The organism is Nocardioides sp. S-1144, from assembly GCF_005954645.2.
GTDB classification, from domain to species: domain Bacteria; phylum Actinomycetota; class Actinomycetes; order Propionibacteriales; family Nocardioidaceae; genus Nocardioides; species Nocardioides dongxiaopingii.
Window position 1 is genome coordinate 4286201 of sequence record NZ_CP040695.2, and the last position, 13498, is coordinate 4299698.

Consider the following 13498-nt stretch of genomic DNA (forward strand, 5'->3'; position numbering starts at 1 on the left):
CCGCACTTACCCGCCCGAATTCGGGCGGGTAAGTGCATCGAACGGTGAGTTACCCGGCCGGGCGCGACGCCGGGCGCAACGCCGGGCGGAGCGTCAGTCGGACGACTTCTTGTGCCGCGGCTTCTTGTACGACGACGAGGCCTCCGGGCGCTCGGCGTCGTGCGACGACGTGCGCGGGGAGCGGCTCGGGCCGCGGTCCTCGGTGAGCTCGATCAGCTTGCCGCTGATGCGGGTGCTCTCGAGCTTCTTCCAGGTCTCCGGCGACAGGTCGGCCGGCAGCTCGACGATCGAGAAGTCCGGCATGATCTTGATGCTGCCGAAGTCACCGCGCGAGAGCCCGCCCTCGTTGGCGATCGCGCCCACGATCTGGCGCGGCTCGACCTTGTGGCGCTTGCCCACCTGGATCTTGTAGTTCTTCATCGCCTGGCCGGAGCGGCTCGGACGGCCGCCGCGCTCGGGACGGTCGCTCCGCGCGCCGGAGCCGGCCGAGCGCTCGGGACGGTCGTCGAAGCGGCGCGCGGGGCGCTCGTCGGCGGGGTCGAGCAGGAGCGGGGTGTCGCCCTGCGCCACCACGGCGAGCGCCGCGGCGACGTCGACCTCGGGCACGTCGTGGTTGCGGACGTAGTGGGCGATGACGTCGCGGAACTTCTCGACGCGCGCGGTCTGCCCGAGCGCGGCGGTGATGGCGTCGTCGAAGCGGGCCAGCCGGGTGACGTTGACGTCCTCGACCGAGGGCAGCGTCATCTCGGCGAGCGGCTGGCGGGTCGCCTTCTCGATGTGCTTGAGGAGGTAGCGCTCGCGCGGGGTGACGAAGGAGATCGCGTCGCCCGAGCGGCCGGCGCGGCCGGTGCGGCCGATCCGGTGCACGTAGGACTCGGTGTCGGTGGGGATGTCGTAGTTGACGACGTGGCTGATCCGCTCGACGTCGAGGCCGCGGGCGGCGACGTCGGTGGCGACGAGGATGTCGAGCTTGCCCGACTTCAGCTGGTTGACCGTGCGCTCGCGCTGCACCTGGGCGACGTCGCCGTTGATCGCCATCGCGGAGAACCCGCGGGCCCGCAGCTTCTCGGCGAGCAGCTCGGTCTCGCTCTTGGTGCGGACGAAGACGATCATCCCCTCGAAGTTCTCGACCTCGAGGATGCGCGTGAGGGCGTCGACCTTCTGCGGGTAGCTGCAGATCAGGTAGCGCTGGGTGATGTTGGCGGCGGTGGCCGTCTTGCCCTTGACCGAGATCTCGGTCGGGTTGTTGAGGTACTTCTTCGACAGGCGGCGGATCTGCGCCGGCATGGTGGCGCTGAACAGCGCGACCTGCTTGTCGTCGGGGGTGTCGGCGAGGATCGTCTCGACGTCCTCGGCGAACCCCATGTTGAGCATCTCGTCGGCCTCGTCGAGCACGAGGAACTTCAGCTCGGAGAGGTCGAGGGTGCCCTTCTCGAGGTGGTCCATGATCCGGCCCGGGGTGCCGACGACGATGTGGACGCCGCGGCGCAGCGCGCTCAGCTGGATGCCGTAGGCCTGGCCACCGTAGACGGGCAGCACGTGCACGCCCTTGGTGCCGGCGGCGTACTTCTGGAACGCCTCGCACACCTGGAGCGCGAGCTCGCGGGTGGGCGCCAGGACCAGCGCCTGCGGGCTCTTCTGGCGGATGTCGAGGCGGTCGAGGATCGGCAGCGCGAACGCCGCGGTCTTGCCGGTGCCGGTCTGCGCGAGGCCGACGAGGTCGCGGCCCTCGAGCAGCGGCGGGATGGTCTGGGCCTGGATCGCCGAGGGGCTCTCGTAGCCGACGGCGGCGATGCTCTTGAGGACGGCGTCGCCGAGACCGAGGTCGGCGAAGGTGATGGCCGGCTCTGCGGTCTCTTCTGTGCTCATCCGTCAACGGTAGTGGGTGTGGCTTGTACCACCCGATTTCGCGGCGCGGTGGCCTGGGTCACTGGCTGGCTCGCCCCCGACCGCGCGGGTGCCAGACTCGCGGGATGAGCACCGTCCTCAACATCGTCTGGCTGGTGCTGTGCGGCTTCTGGATGGCGGTCGGGTACGCCGTCGCCGGCGTCGTCTGCTGCCTCCTGGTCGTCACCATCCCCTTCGGGATCGCGTCGTTCCGGATCGCGGGCTACGCGCTGTGGCCCTTCGGCCGCGACGTCGTGACCCGCTCCGACGCCGGCGCACCGTCGGCCGTCGGGAACGTGGTCTGGCTCGTCGTCGCCGGCTGGTGGCTGGCCCTGGGTCACGCCTTCTCCGGCATCGCGATGTGCCTGACGATCATCGGGATCCCGCTGGGCATCGCCAGCTTCAAGATGATCCCCGTCTCGCTGCTGCCGCTGGGCCGGGAGATCGTGCCGGCACGCTGAGCCAGGCGGGTGCGAGGATCGCGGGATGAACCGCCGCGCCCTCGTCCGTCGTCCCAGCCCGCGCCTGGCCGAGGGGCTGCTCACCCACCTCGAACGGGTTCCGGTCGACGTGGACCTGGCGCTGCGCCAGTGGGACGGCTACGTCGCCGCGCTGCAGGCCGAGGGGTGGGAGACCATCGAGGTGCCGCCGGCGCCCGACTGCCCCGACTCGGTCTTCGTCGAGGACACCGTCGTCGTCTACGGCGACCTCGCGGTGGTCGCGCGGCCGGGCGCCGACGAGCGGAAGCCGGAGACCACCGGGACCGAGGAGACCCTGCGCGGGCTCGGCTACCGGGTCGCGCACATCGAGGCGCCCGGCACCCTCGACGGCGGCGACGTCCTCAAGCACGACGGGGTCGTGTGGGTCGGGCTGGGCGGGCGCACCGACCGCGCCGGGCTCGACCAGCTGGCCGCCCACCTGGCACCGCTCGGCGCGCGGGTGGTCGGCGTCCCCCTGACCAAGGTGCTGCACCTGAAGTCCGCCGTCACGGCCCTGCCCGACGGCACCGTCGTCGGGTTCGAGGAGCTCGTCGACGACCCGACCGTGTGGTCGCCGTTCCTCGCCGTGCCCGAGGAGCCGGGCGCGCACGTCGTCCTGCTCGACGCCGACACCGTGCTGATGTCGACCAGCGCGCCCGAGACCCGCTCGCTCTACGAGGCACGCGGCCTCCGCGTCGTCGCGGTGGACATGACGGAGTTCGAGAAGCTCGAGGGGTGCGTGACCTGCCTGTCGGTGCGGTTGCGGGGCTGAGCGCGGCACTCGCCACCACAGTTGTCCACAGGCGTTCGAACACAGTGTCGTTTGTCGGTGGTGACGCGTAGAATCGGGCCATGAGCAAGCACCCCGGCGACCGCCACGACGGGCACCCCGTCGCCCGGTTCGTCGCGCTGCTCGAGGCCGAGCTCGCGGCCCTCGTGGAAGCCCCGACCTGGTCGCTCGACGCCGCCGCCACGGCTGACCTGGTGCCGCGGCTGGCCGGGCTGGTCGCCGGGGTCCAGGAGCTCGAGGCCCGCGTCGTGGGCCACGCCGGGGTTCTCGACCTGCCGGGCTCGATCGGGGCAAGGTCGCTCGCGGTGTGGCTCGCGCGGACCACCCGCGTCACGGGCGCGGAGGCCGCGCGCAAGGCTCGGCTGGCGGGCGACCTGACCGCCCACGAAACCGCGGGTGGCGATGGCGTCCGGTCGTGTGCACGGCGAGCAGGCCAAGGTCATTGCCGCTGCGGTCGGGGACCTCGACGGTCAGCACGCTCACCTGAGTTCGAAGGCCGAGGTTCACCTGGTCGGAGAGGCCGGCCACCGCGACGCCCACGACCTCAAGACCCTGGGCCGGCGAATCCTGGAGACCCTCGACCCCGACAAGGCCGACGAGCACGAGGCCCGACTGCTGGAGGCCGAGGAAGCCCGAGCCCGCAAGCGCACTGCGTTGACGATGTGGGACGACGGCGAGGAACTCGCCCACGGCCGCTTCACCCTGCCCTCCGCCCAGGCCTCGATGCTGCGCAAAGCACTCACGGCGATCGTGGCTCCCAAGCACGTGCGTGCCGAGCACGGCGCCGGCTCCTACGACCACGAGCGACCCACGGCCGAGCGCCTCGGGCAGGCGTTCGGCGAGTACGTCGAGCGCTACCCCACCGACCAGCTCCCCGCCATGGGCGGGGTCAACGCCACCGTGGTGGTCACGATGACCCTCGAGAGCCTCAACGGAGGACTCGCAGCCGCCCACCTCGACACCGGTCTCGCGCTCGCACCCGACCAGGCCCGCCGGATGGCCTGCGAAGCCGGGATCATCCCCGCCGTCCTCGACGGCGCCGGCCACGTCCTCGACCTCGGCCGCAAGCGCCGCTTCCACACCCCCGCGCAGCGCCTCGCCATCACCCTCGAGCAGCAGCACTGCCAGCACCCGACCTGCACCACACCCGCCGCCTACTGCCACACCCACCACGGCGTCCCCTGGTCCCAGGGCGGCACCACCGACACCCACGACGCCGTCCTGCTCTGCCCCTTCCACCACCACCAGACCCACGCCACCGGAGACACCCACCCGATGCGGACGTAACCGCTCCCAAGGATTGGTCGGTCCGCGCCGGACTCAGACGCGCGGTGGCGTCACGTCGGCCGGCTCGAGCAGCCCGTGGTCTCCCTCGAGCAGTCGGGTCGCCAGCACGGAGAGGTGCCAGGGCGAGGTGCCCACCACGCCGGAGGCGCGGAGGATGATCCCGGTGTCCGGCGTGCGGACGACCTCTCCGCGACTGTCGTCGTGCTCGCCACGGATGTGGATCGTGCCGTCCTCGTCGATCGAGGTGACCTCGTCGGCGTTCACCGTCTCGACCAGGTCCTCCAGGGAGCGCACGACGAGTGCGTCCATGTAGCGGTTCCCGCGCGGGTAGACCCGGACGGCGCCCTCCTCAACCACGATCTCGTCTCCCACGCGGTAGGCCTGACGACGTCCGTCCTGGTACCACCGCAGCTCGCCGGTGGCGAGTCGCACCGTCGCCCGCCGGTCGTCCCAGGCGACGAGGAGGGGCTCCTCCGGGAGACCGTGGAACCCGTGGATGACGGCGCGGACGGCGAGGACCGAGCCGGCGGCGACGGGTCGGGGCTCCCAGGCGCTCGGCGGCAGCGGTGGGTCGTCGCGCTCGAACCCGTCGCCCCACTCCATGGTCCAGGTGCTCATGCCCGCATCGTGCCCGACCACGGCGTGGGAGTCCGCTACTCGACGGTGACCGACTTCGCCAGGTTGCGCGGCTTGTCGACGTCGAGGCCGAGCGTCGTGGCGGCGTGGAAGGCCAGTACCTGCAGCGGGATCGTCATCAGGATCGGGTCGAGCTCGCGCTCGGACCGGGGGACGTCGATCCGCTCGCACCGCACGTCGCCGAGGTCGACGTCGGGGTGGGTGACCACGACGAGCGGGCCGCCGCGGGCCGAGATCTCGTGCAGGGCGGCGACGTTGCGGTCGGCGAGCTCGTCGTCCGGGACGATCGCCACGGTCGGGACGACCGGGGAGATGAGCGCGAGCGGGCCGTGCTTGAGCTCGGAGGTCTGGTAGGCCTCGGCGTGGCGGTAGGTGATCTCCTTGAACTTCTGCGCTCCCTCGCGGGCCACCGGGAACCCGCGCACCCGCCCGATGAAGAAGAGGGACTCCGCCTCGGCCAGCCGGGCGGCGACGAGCGCCAGCTGGTCCTCGCTCTTCAGCACCTCCTCGATCTGCGCCGGAAGGGCCTGGAGGCCGGCGATCAGCCGCTTGCCGTCGGCGATCGACAGGTCGCGGGTGCGACCGAGCTGGAGCGCGAGCAGGGAGAAGCCGAGGAACATGGTGGTCAGTGCCTTGGTCGAGGCGACCGCGACCTCCGGCCCGGCGTGCAGGTAGATGCCGCCGTCGCACGCCCGCGCGATCGCGCTGCCGACGACGTTGACCAGGCCGATCACGCGGCCGCCCTTGCGCCGGATCTCCTCGACCGCGAGCAGGGTGTCGATCGTCTCGCCGGACTGGCTGACGGCGACGTAGAGCGTGTCCGGCTCGATCACCGGGTCGCGGTAGCGGAACTCGCTGGCGGCCTCGGCGTCCGCGGGGATCCGAGCCAGCTCCTCGACCAGCGAGGCGCCCATCTGCCCGACGTAGTAGGCCGAGCCGCACCCCAGGATCTTCACGCGGCGGATCGCCCGGGTCTCGCGGGCGTCCATGTTGAGGCCCCCGAGGTGGGCGGTGCCGAACCGCTCGTCGAGGCGTCCGCGCAGCACCCGCTCCGCCGCGGCCGGCTGGTCGAGCATCTCGCGGTGCATGTGCCCGCCCTCGGCGCCGTCGCCGACCGGGTCGTAGGCGGTCAGGTCCAGGTCGAGGGTGGTCGCGGGACGCGAGGTGTGGCTCAGGTCGGTTCGGTACGTCGTGAACCCGGTCGCCGTGAGGGTCGCGATCTCGCCGTCCTCGAGGTGGGCCACGGTGGTGGTGTAGCGGACCAGCGCCGCGAGGTCGGAGGCGACGTGCATCTCCTTCTCGCCGACGCCGATGATCAGCGGGCTGCCGTTGCGGGCCACCACGATCCGGTCGGGAAAGTCGGCGTGCACGACGGCCAGGCCGTAGGTGCCCTCGACGAGCGCGAGCGCCTCGCTGACCCGGCGCTCGAGCGTGTCGGCCGTCGACAGGCCCACGAGGTGCGCGAGCACCTCGGTGTCGGTGTCGGAGACCAGCTCGACGCCCTCGTCAGCCAGCCGGTGCCGCAGCGCGGCGGCGTTGTCGATGATGCCGTTGTGGACCACGGCGACGTCGTGGGTCGCGTTCGTGTGCGGGTGGGCGTTGACGTCGTTCGCGGGCCCGTGCGTGGCCCACCGGGTGTGGCCGATGCCCACCTTGCCGGTGAACCGCTTCGGGAGGTCGGCCTGCAGGCCGCGGACCCGACCGGCCTTCTTCGCGATCCGGAGCGCACCGGCGGTGCCGCCGCCGACCACCGCGATCCCCGCGGAGTCGTAGCCGCGGTGCTCGAGACGGGTGAGCCCCTCGAGCAGCAGCGGGGCTGCCTGCTGGGTGCCGATGTAGCCGACGATGCCGCACATGGTGGTGCCTTCCTGTTGGGGGGTGGTCGGTGTCCGGGTCCGGCTCAGCCGTAGACCAGGCGGCGCAGCTGCCGCTCGGTCAGCCGGGGCGCCGCGACGACGCGGTCGCCCAGCTCGCCGGCGATGCGGGCGAAGATCTCGGGGTTCCTGGCGCCGAAGGTCTTGAGCTCGGCGTGCCGGCGCACGACGTAGGCCTCCACCGGTTCGGCGTGGAAGGCCAGGACGTCCTCGATCACCCGCGCTGCCTCGGTCGCACTCAGTCCCGCGGTCGCCGCGACGTGGGCCACGAGCGTGGGATCGACGGACACGGGACGATCGTGCTCCCGCGACGTGCGCTGCCGCAACTTCCTGCCCGATATCGGGCAGGAAGTGCCAAATCCACCCGCCGGACGTCCCACAGCGGCCGGTCCCGCTCCGACGCCAGGCGGCCGGACCGCCGGCCACAGCGGCCGGTGGGGCGCGGAGCCCGATCTGGGCCGCCGCCGACCCACCCAGGTGGAGGACGACGACCACTCCCAGGGGTGAGTTGCCCCCTGGGTGGGGGTCGGGTACCTTGGGTGAACAGAAGGTGAACAGGAGGTGTCCCATGAACGACAGCCGACAGTCTCAGCTCGAGATGCGCTGGATCCCGGTGACCGACGAGCGCGGACGCACGCGGATGGAAGCGGTGTGGATCGACCCGAGCGTTGTCACCGCGGCGCACGCGGCCTGAGAGCGTCTCGCACCCACCCACAGCACACCGGCAGTCGCCGCCCCAGAGGGGCCGCGACTGCCGGTCGTCATTTTTCCTGGCGATCGGGAACATAACCGGACCACGGTCCGTTACGGATGATTGACTGATCAACCACACCCTTTCAGCAGGAGATTCCCATGAGCGAGTTCGACGCCAGCACCACGATCCTCGAGTCGATCACCGGCGACTACGCCATCGACCCCTCCCACTCGCGGCTGGGCTTCGTCGCCCGCCACGCCATGGTCACCAAGGTCCGCGGCCAGTTCCACGAGTTCAGCGGCACCGCGCACGTCGACGCCGAGAACCCCGCCGCGTCGAAGGTCGACCTCACCATCACCGCCGCCAGCGTCTCCACCGGCAGCCCCGACCGCGACGGCCACCTCCAGAGCAACGACTTCTTCGGCGCCGAGGAGAACCCGCAGATCACGTTCTCCTCCACCGACGTGGCCCGCGACGGCTCCACCTGGGCCATCACCGGCGACCTCACCATCAAGGGCACCACCCACTCGGTCACCATCGACTTCGACGAGGTCGGCTCCTCGCAGGACCCCTTCGGCAACACCCGCGTGGGCTTCGAGGGCGAGGTCACCGTCAAGCGCAGCGACTGGAACCTCAACTTCAACGCCGCCCTCGAGACCGGCGGCGTCCTGGTCTCGGAGAAGATCAAGCTCGAGTTCGACATCTCGGCCATCAAGCAGGCCTGAGCCCGCACGCCCACCGGCACCGAGGGGCGCGACCGCAATGCGGTCGCGCCCCTCGCGCGCACCTGGTCGAATTCAGCGGTGACCGCACCGACCGAACCTCCGCTCCCCGCCGGGCTGACCTCGCGCCCCCTCACCCTCGACGACGCCGCCGCCGTGCAGGCGCTGATCGCCACGGAGGAGCAGCGCGACCTCGGTCGCACGACGGTCTCCCTCGACGACGTCGTCGGCGAGTGGCAGCGCCCCGACCGCGACCTCGCGGCGTCCACGACCGGGGTCGAGCGCGACGGCGTGCTCGTCGGCTACGGCGAGGTCGACGACGGGCACGCCTTCGCCGGCGTCCACCCCGACGAGCAGGGCCGCGGGATCGGTCGCTGGCTCGCGCGGTGGACCGAGGACGCCGCCCGCGCCGCCGGTCACCCGGTGCTGTCGGGGCAGGTGCTCGCCGGCTCCCCCGCCGACCGCCTGCTCGAGGCCCGCGGCTACCAGACCCGGTTCACCGCCTGGGACCTCGAGCTCCCCGCCGGCGCCGAGGTCGCGGCGCGACCGCTCCCCGCCGGCTACACGCTCCGCCCCGCGGCCGACGCCGACCGCGAGGCGTGCTGGACGCTGCTCGAGGACGCGTTCCTCGAGTGGTCCGACCGCGAGCGCCGGACCTTCGAGGAGTTCGGCTCCACGACCTGGGGGCGGCCGGGCTTCGAGCCCTGGAACCTCCGCGTCGTGGCCCAGGAAGGCCCGGGTGGCGAGGTGGTCGGCGCGACGTTCACCACGATCACCGACGGCGACGGCTACGTCCACAAGCTCGCCGTCCGACCCGACCGGCGCGGCCTCGGGCTCGCCACAGCACTGCTGGCCGATGCCTTCGCCGCCGCCCGCGAGCACGGCGCCGCGGCGTCCCGGCTGTCGACCGACACCCGCGCCGGGGCGCGCGGCCTGTACGAGAAGGTCGGCATGGTCGTCGAGTCGACCTGGGTCAACCGGGTGCTCGACCTGGCGCGCTGACGGTGCGCCGTGGAGACGGCGCCGGGGTGGCGCGGCGCCGTGACTACCCTCGACGGCATGGGTGAGGTCTTCGCGGGGCGCTACGAGCTGCTCGACCCGGTCGCGAACGGCGGCATGGGCACGATCTGGCGCGTGCTCGACCGCACCGACGGGCGGGTGAAGGCGGCCAAGATCCTGCGCCAGTCGGACGCCGCGTCGCTGCTGCGGTTCGTGCGCGAGCAGTCCATGCGCATCGACCACACCCACGTCGTGACGCCGATGTCGTGGGCCGGCGTCGACGACCGGGTGCTCTTCACGATGCCCCTGGTCCACGGCGGCTCGGTCGCCGACCTGCTGCGCGAGCGTGGTGCGCTCCCGGTGCGCTGGGTGGCGGTGCTGACCGACCAGGTGCTCCAAGCCCTCGAGGCCGTGCACGGCGCCGGGATCGTCCACCGCGACGTCAAGCCCGGCAACCTGCTGCTCGACCCGTTCCCGGCCCCCGGCGCGTCGGGCCCGCACCTGCGGCTCACCGACTTCGGCATCGCCGCCCCCGTCGACGAGCCCCGGATGACGCGGGCCTCGATGGCGATCGGCACGCCCGGCTACATGCCGCCCGAGCAGTGGCGCGGCGCCGATCCCGACCCCCGCGCCGACCTGTACGCCGTGGGCCGGGTGGCCCTGGAGATGCTCACCGGCGAGCGACCCATGGCCGCCGACGGCCCCTCCGACGCCCCGGACGACGACCCGGTGCCCTCCGGCGACGTCGCCCGCGACCGGCTCCTGGCGGTGATCGGGGCGGCCACCCGGGCCGACCCCGCGCTCCGGCCGCCCGACGCCTCGACGATGCGCGCCGCCCTCGCGGCGACGGGGCTGCTCGCGCTGCCGCCGTCGCCCGGCGAAGACGTCGTGGTGCCCGACCGGTTCGAGGCGGCGACCGTCGGCCTGCCGGCCACCCGCGCCCCCGCGCCGCCGACGCTCGGCCCGCCCCCGTCCGCGGCGCCGACCCACCGGGACGGCGGCACCGCCGTGCTCGGGCGCGAGTCGACCGTGGCCTTCGGCGCCGGCCTGCACCCGGCCGCACCGAGGCGCCCCTCGGTGGTGCCCGGCGTCGCGCTCGTGCTGATCGGCCTCGTCGGCCTGGTCGTGGCTACCTGGCTGCTGCTCGGCTGACGCGGCGCCGCCGCGTCAGCAGGACGACGCCCGCCGCGCAGCACAGCAGGCTCGCGCCGCCCACCGCCAGGCCCGCCGTGCGTCGGGCGTCGTCGCCGGAGGCCGCCTCGTCGGTCGCGTCGGCGCCGCTCGGCGTGCCGGAGACGTCGGCGGAGAACACGCCGGCGCCGACGAGGTACGGCGTGGCCAGGCTGTAGCCGTCGGGGGCGGCCGAGCCGCCGGGTCCGGCCAGGAACTCGGGGAACTGCGGCGCTCCGTCCTCCTCGCCGGTGACCTCGACGCTCAGCTCGACCGGCACGTCGACGGCGGGCTCCTCGCTGTCGGGGTCGGCCGGGGAGACCGACACCGCGACCCAGTAGTCGCCCGGGACGGTCGCGGCCTGGCCGGCGAACCGGTTCAGGAGGCCCACCCGCGGCGTCCCCTCGAAGAGCCGGCCGCCGTCCTCGTCGTAGGTGCCGTCGCTCAGGGTCTCCTCGACCGCGGCCTCGACCGGGTCGCGCACCGGGTCGTAGAGGGTCAGGTCGACGGTCGGGTAGCTGCCCTCGATGCTGGTCTGGCCGGGCACGTCGACGCGGGCGGCGAGCGCCTGGCCCCAGCCGAGCCGGACCCGGTAGAGGCGTTGCTCGCCCTGGGGCACCTCGTCGGCGTAGGTGCCGTTCCCGATCTCGGGGGCCTCGTCGAACGACGGGACGCCGGGCAGCGTCGTCGGCGGGCCGGGTGTCGGGAGGGCGACGCGCGGCGCGTCCGCCGGCTCGAGGAGGTCGGCGACGGCGCTGACCGACGGTGCCTCCTCGACGACCCGGATCGCCACCGGGAGGTCGGAGGTGAGGTCGGACGAGGCGCGGTCGACCGCGATGTCGAGGGTCGCGGCCCGCCCACAGACCGAGTCGCGGTCGTCGACGTCGTCGGGACCGACGGTCACCGAGACCCCGAACGCGGTGCCCGGCGTCGGGTACGACGTCTCGTCGGAGTCGCAGACGGTGCCGTCCGGCGCGGTCACGGCGACGCCGAGCCCGTCGCCGGCGCCCTCGGCCGAGACACCGGTGACCCCGATGAGCACGGTGGAGTACTCCATCGTGCGCTGGTAGGAGAAGCGCAGGGTGTTGGCGGGGCTCTCGCCCGGCCCGGTCACGGTGTCCGACCACAGACCGGCGGTGAGCGGCGTCGGGGCGGCGGGGTTCGCGGTGCCCTCCACCGGCGAGCCGCCGAGGTCGACGTCGGCGGCGGCCGGCGCCGACGTGCCGGCCAGCAGGAGGGCCAGCACCGCCGCCGAGGCGGTCGTCGCTGCCACCACCCGCGCCATCACGCCGCGACCCTACCCAAGCACCGACCCGTCCACGCACCGCGCCGCCGCCGCGTCCCGGCGCGGAAACCTCGTCACCGCGGCAACCGATCCGGCCTCCGGCGCGTCTTCCTCTCGAGCAGCAGACCCGCCCCAGCAGAGAGAAGAAGCCCGTGCCCCGACACCGCCGTCTGGCCGCCCTCACCAGCGTGGCCCTGATCAGCCCCCTCGCCGCGGTCGTCGGCCTCACCGGGGCGGCCGCGCCGTCGGCGGGCCAGGCCGGCCCGGCCCGCGCCGCCGAGCCGTCGGCCAGCCCGTCGCTGTGGGCGCCCGCGCGCGTCGAGGGAGCGATCTACGGTCACCGCAAGCTCGCCCGAGTCGACCTGCCGGTCCGGCTGGTGGCCGGCTCCGAGCCGGTCGAGCTGTGGTCGAGCCGCGCCTCGTACGCCGAGCCGATCCGGACGGTGGTGCGGACGTCGTCCGGCGACGTCGCGCTCCCCGCCGGCGCCGCGACGTCGTTCAACGGGCTCGACGACTTTCTGGCCGTCAAGGTCGTCGACGCCCGCACCGGCGAGCCGGTGATGTTCCGCACCAAGGACGCCTGTCTCAACAGCGACGGGCAGCGGGTCCGGCCCGACGCGGCCGCGCGCTCGCCGTACCCGGCCTACTGCTTCTCCAACCCCTACAGCCTCGGCAGCGTGCAGGGCATCCAGGCCGGCTGGTCGAACCCCGTGCTCGAGCAGTCCGGCGGCGCGGTCCGGCTGCCGAGGGGCCGCTACACCGTCACCACCTCGGTGCGGGCGCCGTGGCGCGAGGCGCTCGGCATCAGTGCCGCCGACGCGCGCCGCACGGTGCGGGTCGTGGTGAAGAAGGAGCACGACCACGGCGAGCACGAGCACCGCAGCGCCAGCGGGCCGGCCCTGCGCCCGGCCGGAACCGACGGGCCGAGCGGCCGGCTCCTCGACGAGGTCGACGGCCCGCAACCCAACCTGCGCTCGCTGCCGGCGTGGGGCATCTCGGTGAGCGAGAACGGCGACTACCTCCGCTTCGCCGCCACCGTCTGGAACGCCGGCGACAGCCCGCTGGTCGTCGACGGGTTCGTCGACCCCGCCGACGGTGACCGGATGGAGGCCTACCAGTACTTCTTCGACGCCGAGGGCGAGCAGACCGGCTACCAGCCCGTGGGCTCGTTCGAGTTCGACACCAAGGAGACGCACCAGCACTGGCACTTCCGCGACTTCGCCCGCTACACGCTGCTGCGCGCGGACCAGTCGACGGCGGTCAACTCCCGCAAGGAGGCCTTCTGCCTGGCCAACACCGACGCGGTCGACCTCACCGTGCCGGACGCCGACTGGAACCCCGAGAACACCGACCTCGCGACCGACTGCGGCTACACCGACTCGCTGTCCCTGCGCCAGGTCCTCGCCGCCGGCTGGGGCGACACCTACGCCCAGTTCCGCGCCGGCCAGTCCTTCAACCTCAAGGGCCTGCCCAACGGCACCTACTACATCGCCACCATCGCCAACCCGCGCGGCCGGCTCGTGGAGTCCTCGAAGCAGGACAACACCTCGCTGCGCAAGGTCGTCATCGGCGGCAAGCCCGGAGCCCGCACCGTGCGGGTCCCGCAGGTCGGGATGATCGTGGAGCCCGCCGAGCAGTGGTGACCCCCGGAGGCTGAGCAAGCGAGCCCTGGCGA

Annotated in this window: 13 protein-coding genes; 8 read left to right on the forward strand and 5 right to left on the reverse strand. The window is 73.1% G+C overall.

Features of this window, described 5'->3' with window-relative positions; translation table 11 throughout:
- Window positions 1-93 precede the first annotated feature (93 nt).
- Window positions 94-1869 (reverse strand): DEAD/DEAH box helicase, encoded by a 1776-nt coding sequence (locus FE634_RS20180; protein ID WP_138876932.1) that lies wholly within the window; start codon window positions 1867-1869, stop codon window positions 94-96.
- Window positions 1870-1973: 104 nt separating this feature from the next.
- Here FE634_RS20180 and FE634_RS20185 point away from each other — a divergent pair, with 104 nt between their 5' ends.
- The 3 genes from FE634_RS20185 (at window position 1974) to FE634_RS20195 (ending at window position 4443) form a co-directional block, all read left to right on the forward strand.
- A complete protein-coding gene (locus FE634_RS20185; protein ID WP_137294704.1) occupies window positions 1974-2348 on the forward strand; it encodes a YccF domain-containing protein in 375 nt (124 codons plus the stop codon).
- Between the two features lie 25 nt (window positions 2349-2373).
- On the forward strand, window positions 2374-3138 hold the full coding sequence (gene ddaH / locus FE634_RS20190) for a dimethylargininase (RefSeq protein WP_148240918.1): 765 nt from the start codon (window positions 2374-2376) through the stop codon (window positions 3136-3138).
- Between the two features lie 420 nt (window positions 3139-3558).
- Entirely contained in the window at window positions 3559-4443 is an 885-nt protein-coding gene (locus FE634_RS20195; protein WP_148240919.1) for an HNH endonuclease signature motif containing protein, read from the forward strand.
- A 33-nt stretch (window positions 4444-4476) separates the two neighbouring features.
- Here FE634_RS20195 and FE634_RS20200 read toward each other — a convergent pair whose 3' ends face one another.
- From FE634_RS20200 to FE634_RS20210, 3 genes are read right to left on the reverse strand one after another with little or no spacing between them, the layout of a single operon-like run.
- Window positions 4477-5061 carry a hypothetical protein gene (locus tag FE634_RS20200; protein WP_148240920.1) on the reverse strand — a complete coding sequence of 195 codons (585 nt, stop codon included), beginning with the start codon at window positions 5059-5061 and terminating at the stop codon, window positions 4477-4479.
- A gap of 35 nt (window positions 5062-5096) precedes the next feature.
- Window positions 5097-6935, reverse strand: a complete 1839-nt coding sequence (gene glmS / locus FE634_RS20205) for a glutamine--fructose-6-phosphate transaminase (isomerizing) (protein ID WP_148240921.1) — start codon at window positions 6933-6935, stop codon at window positions 5097-5099.
- Window positions 6936-6979: 44 nt separating this feature from the next.
- Window positions 6980-7243 (reverse strand): hypothetical protein, encoded by a 264-nt coding sequence (locus FE634_RS20210; protein ID WP_137294709.1) that lies wholly within the window; start codon window positions 7241-7243, stop codon window positions 6980-6982.
- 278 nt (window positions 7244-7521) lie between these two features.
- On the opposite strand from FE634_RS20210, the gene FE634_RS21750 reads away from it, so the two are divergent.
- The 4 genes from FE634_RS21750 (at window position 7522) to FE634_RS20225 (ending at window position 10520) form a co-directional block, all read left to right on the forward strand.
- A complete protein-coding gene (locus tag FE634_RS21750; RefSeq protein ID WP_262347508.1) occupies window positions 7522-7647 on the forward strand; it encodes a hypothetical protein in 126 nt (41 codons plus the stop codon).
- A 158-nt stretch (window positions 7648-7805) separates the two neighbouring features.
- Entirely contained in the window at window positions 7806-8372 is a 567-nt protein-coding gene (locus tag FE634_RS20215) for a YceI family protein (protein WP_137294710.1), read from the forward strand.
- A 78-nt stretch (window positions 8373-8450) separates the two neighbouring features.
- Window positions 8451-9371, forward strand: coding sequence for a GNAT family N-acetyltransferase (locus FE634_RS20220; protein WP_138876934.1), 921 nt, complete (start codon window positions 8451-8453; stop codon window positions 9369-9371).
- Between the two features lie 57 nt (window positions 9372-9428).
- Window positions 9429-10520, forward strand: a complete 1092-nt coding sequence (locus FE634_RS20225; protein ID WP_148240922.1) for a serine/threonine-protein kinase — start codon at window positions 9429-9431, stop codon at window positions 10518-10520.
- Here FE634_RS20225 and FE634_RS20230 read toward each other — a convergent pair.
- Entirely contained in the window at window positions 10498-11826 is a 1329-nt protein-coding gene (locus tag FE634_RS20230; RefSeq protein WP_138876936.1) for a hypothetical protein, read from the reverse strand. The genes FE634_RS20225 and FE634_RS20230 overlap by 23 nt on opposite strands.
- A gap of 149 nt (window positions 11827-11975) precedes the next feature.
- Between FE634_RS20230 and FE634_RS20235 the strand changes: the two genes are divergently transcribed.
- Entirely contained in the window at window positions 11976-13466 is a 1491-nt protein-coding gene (locus FE634_RS20235; RefSeq protein WP_138876937.1) for a lysyl oxidase family protein, read from the forward strand.
- Window positions 13467-13498: the final 32 nt, after the last annotated feature.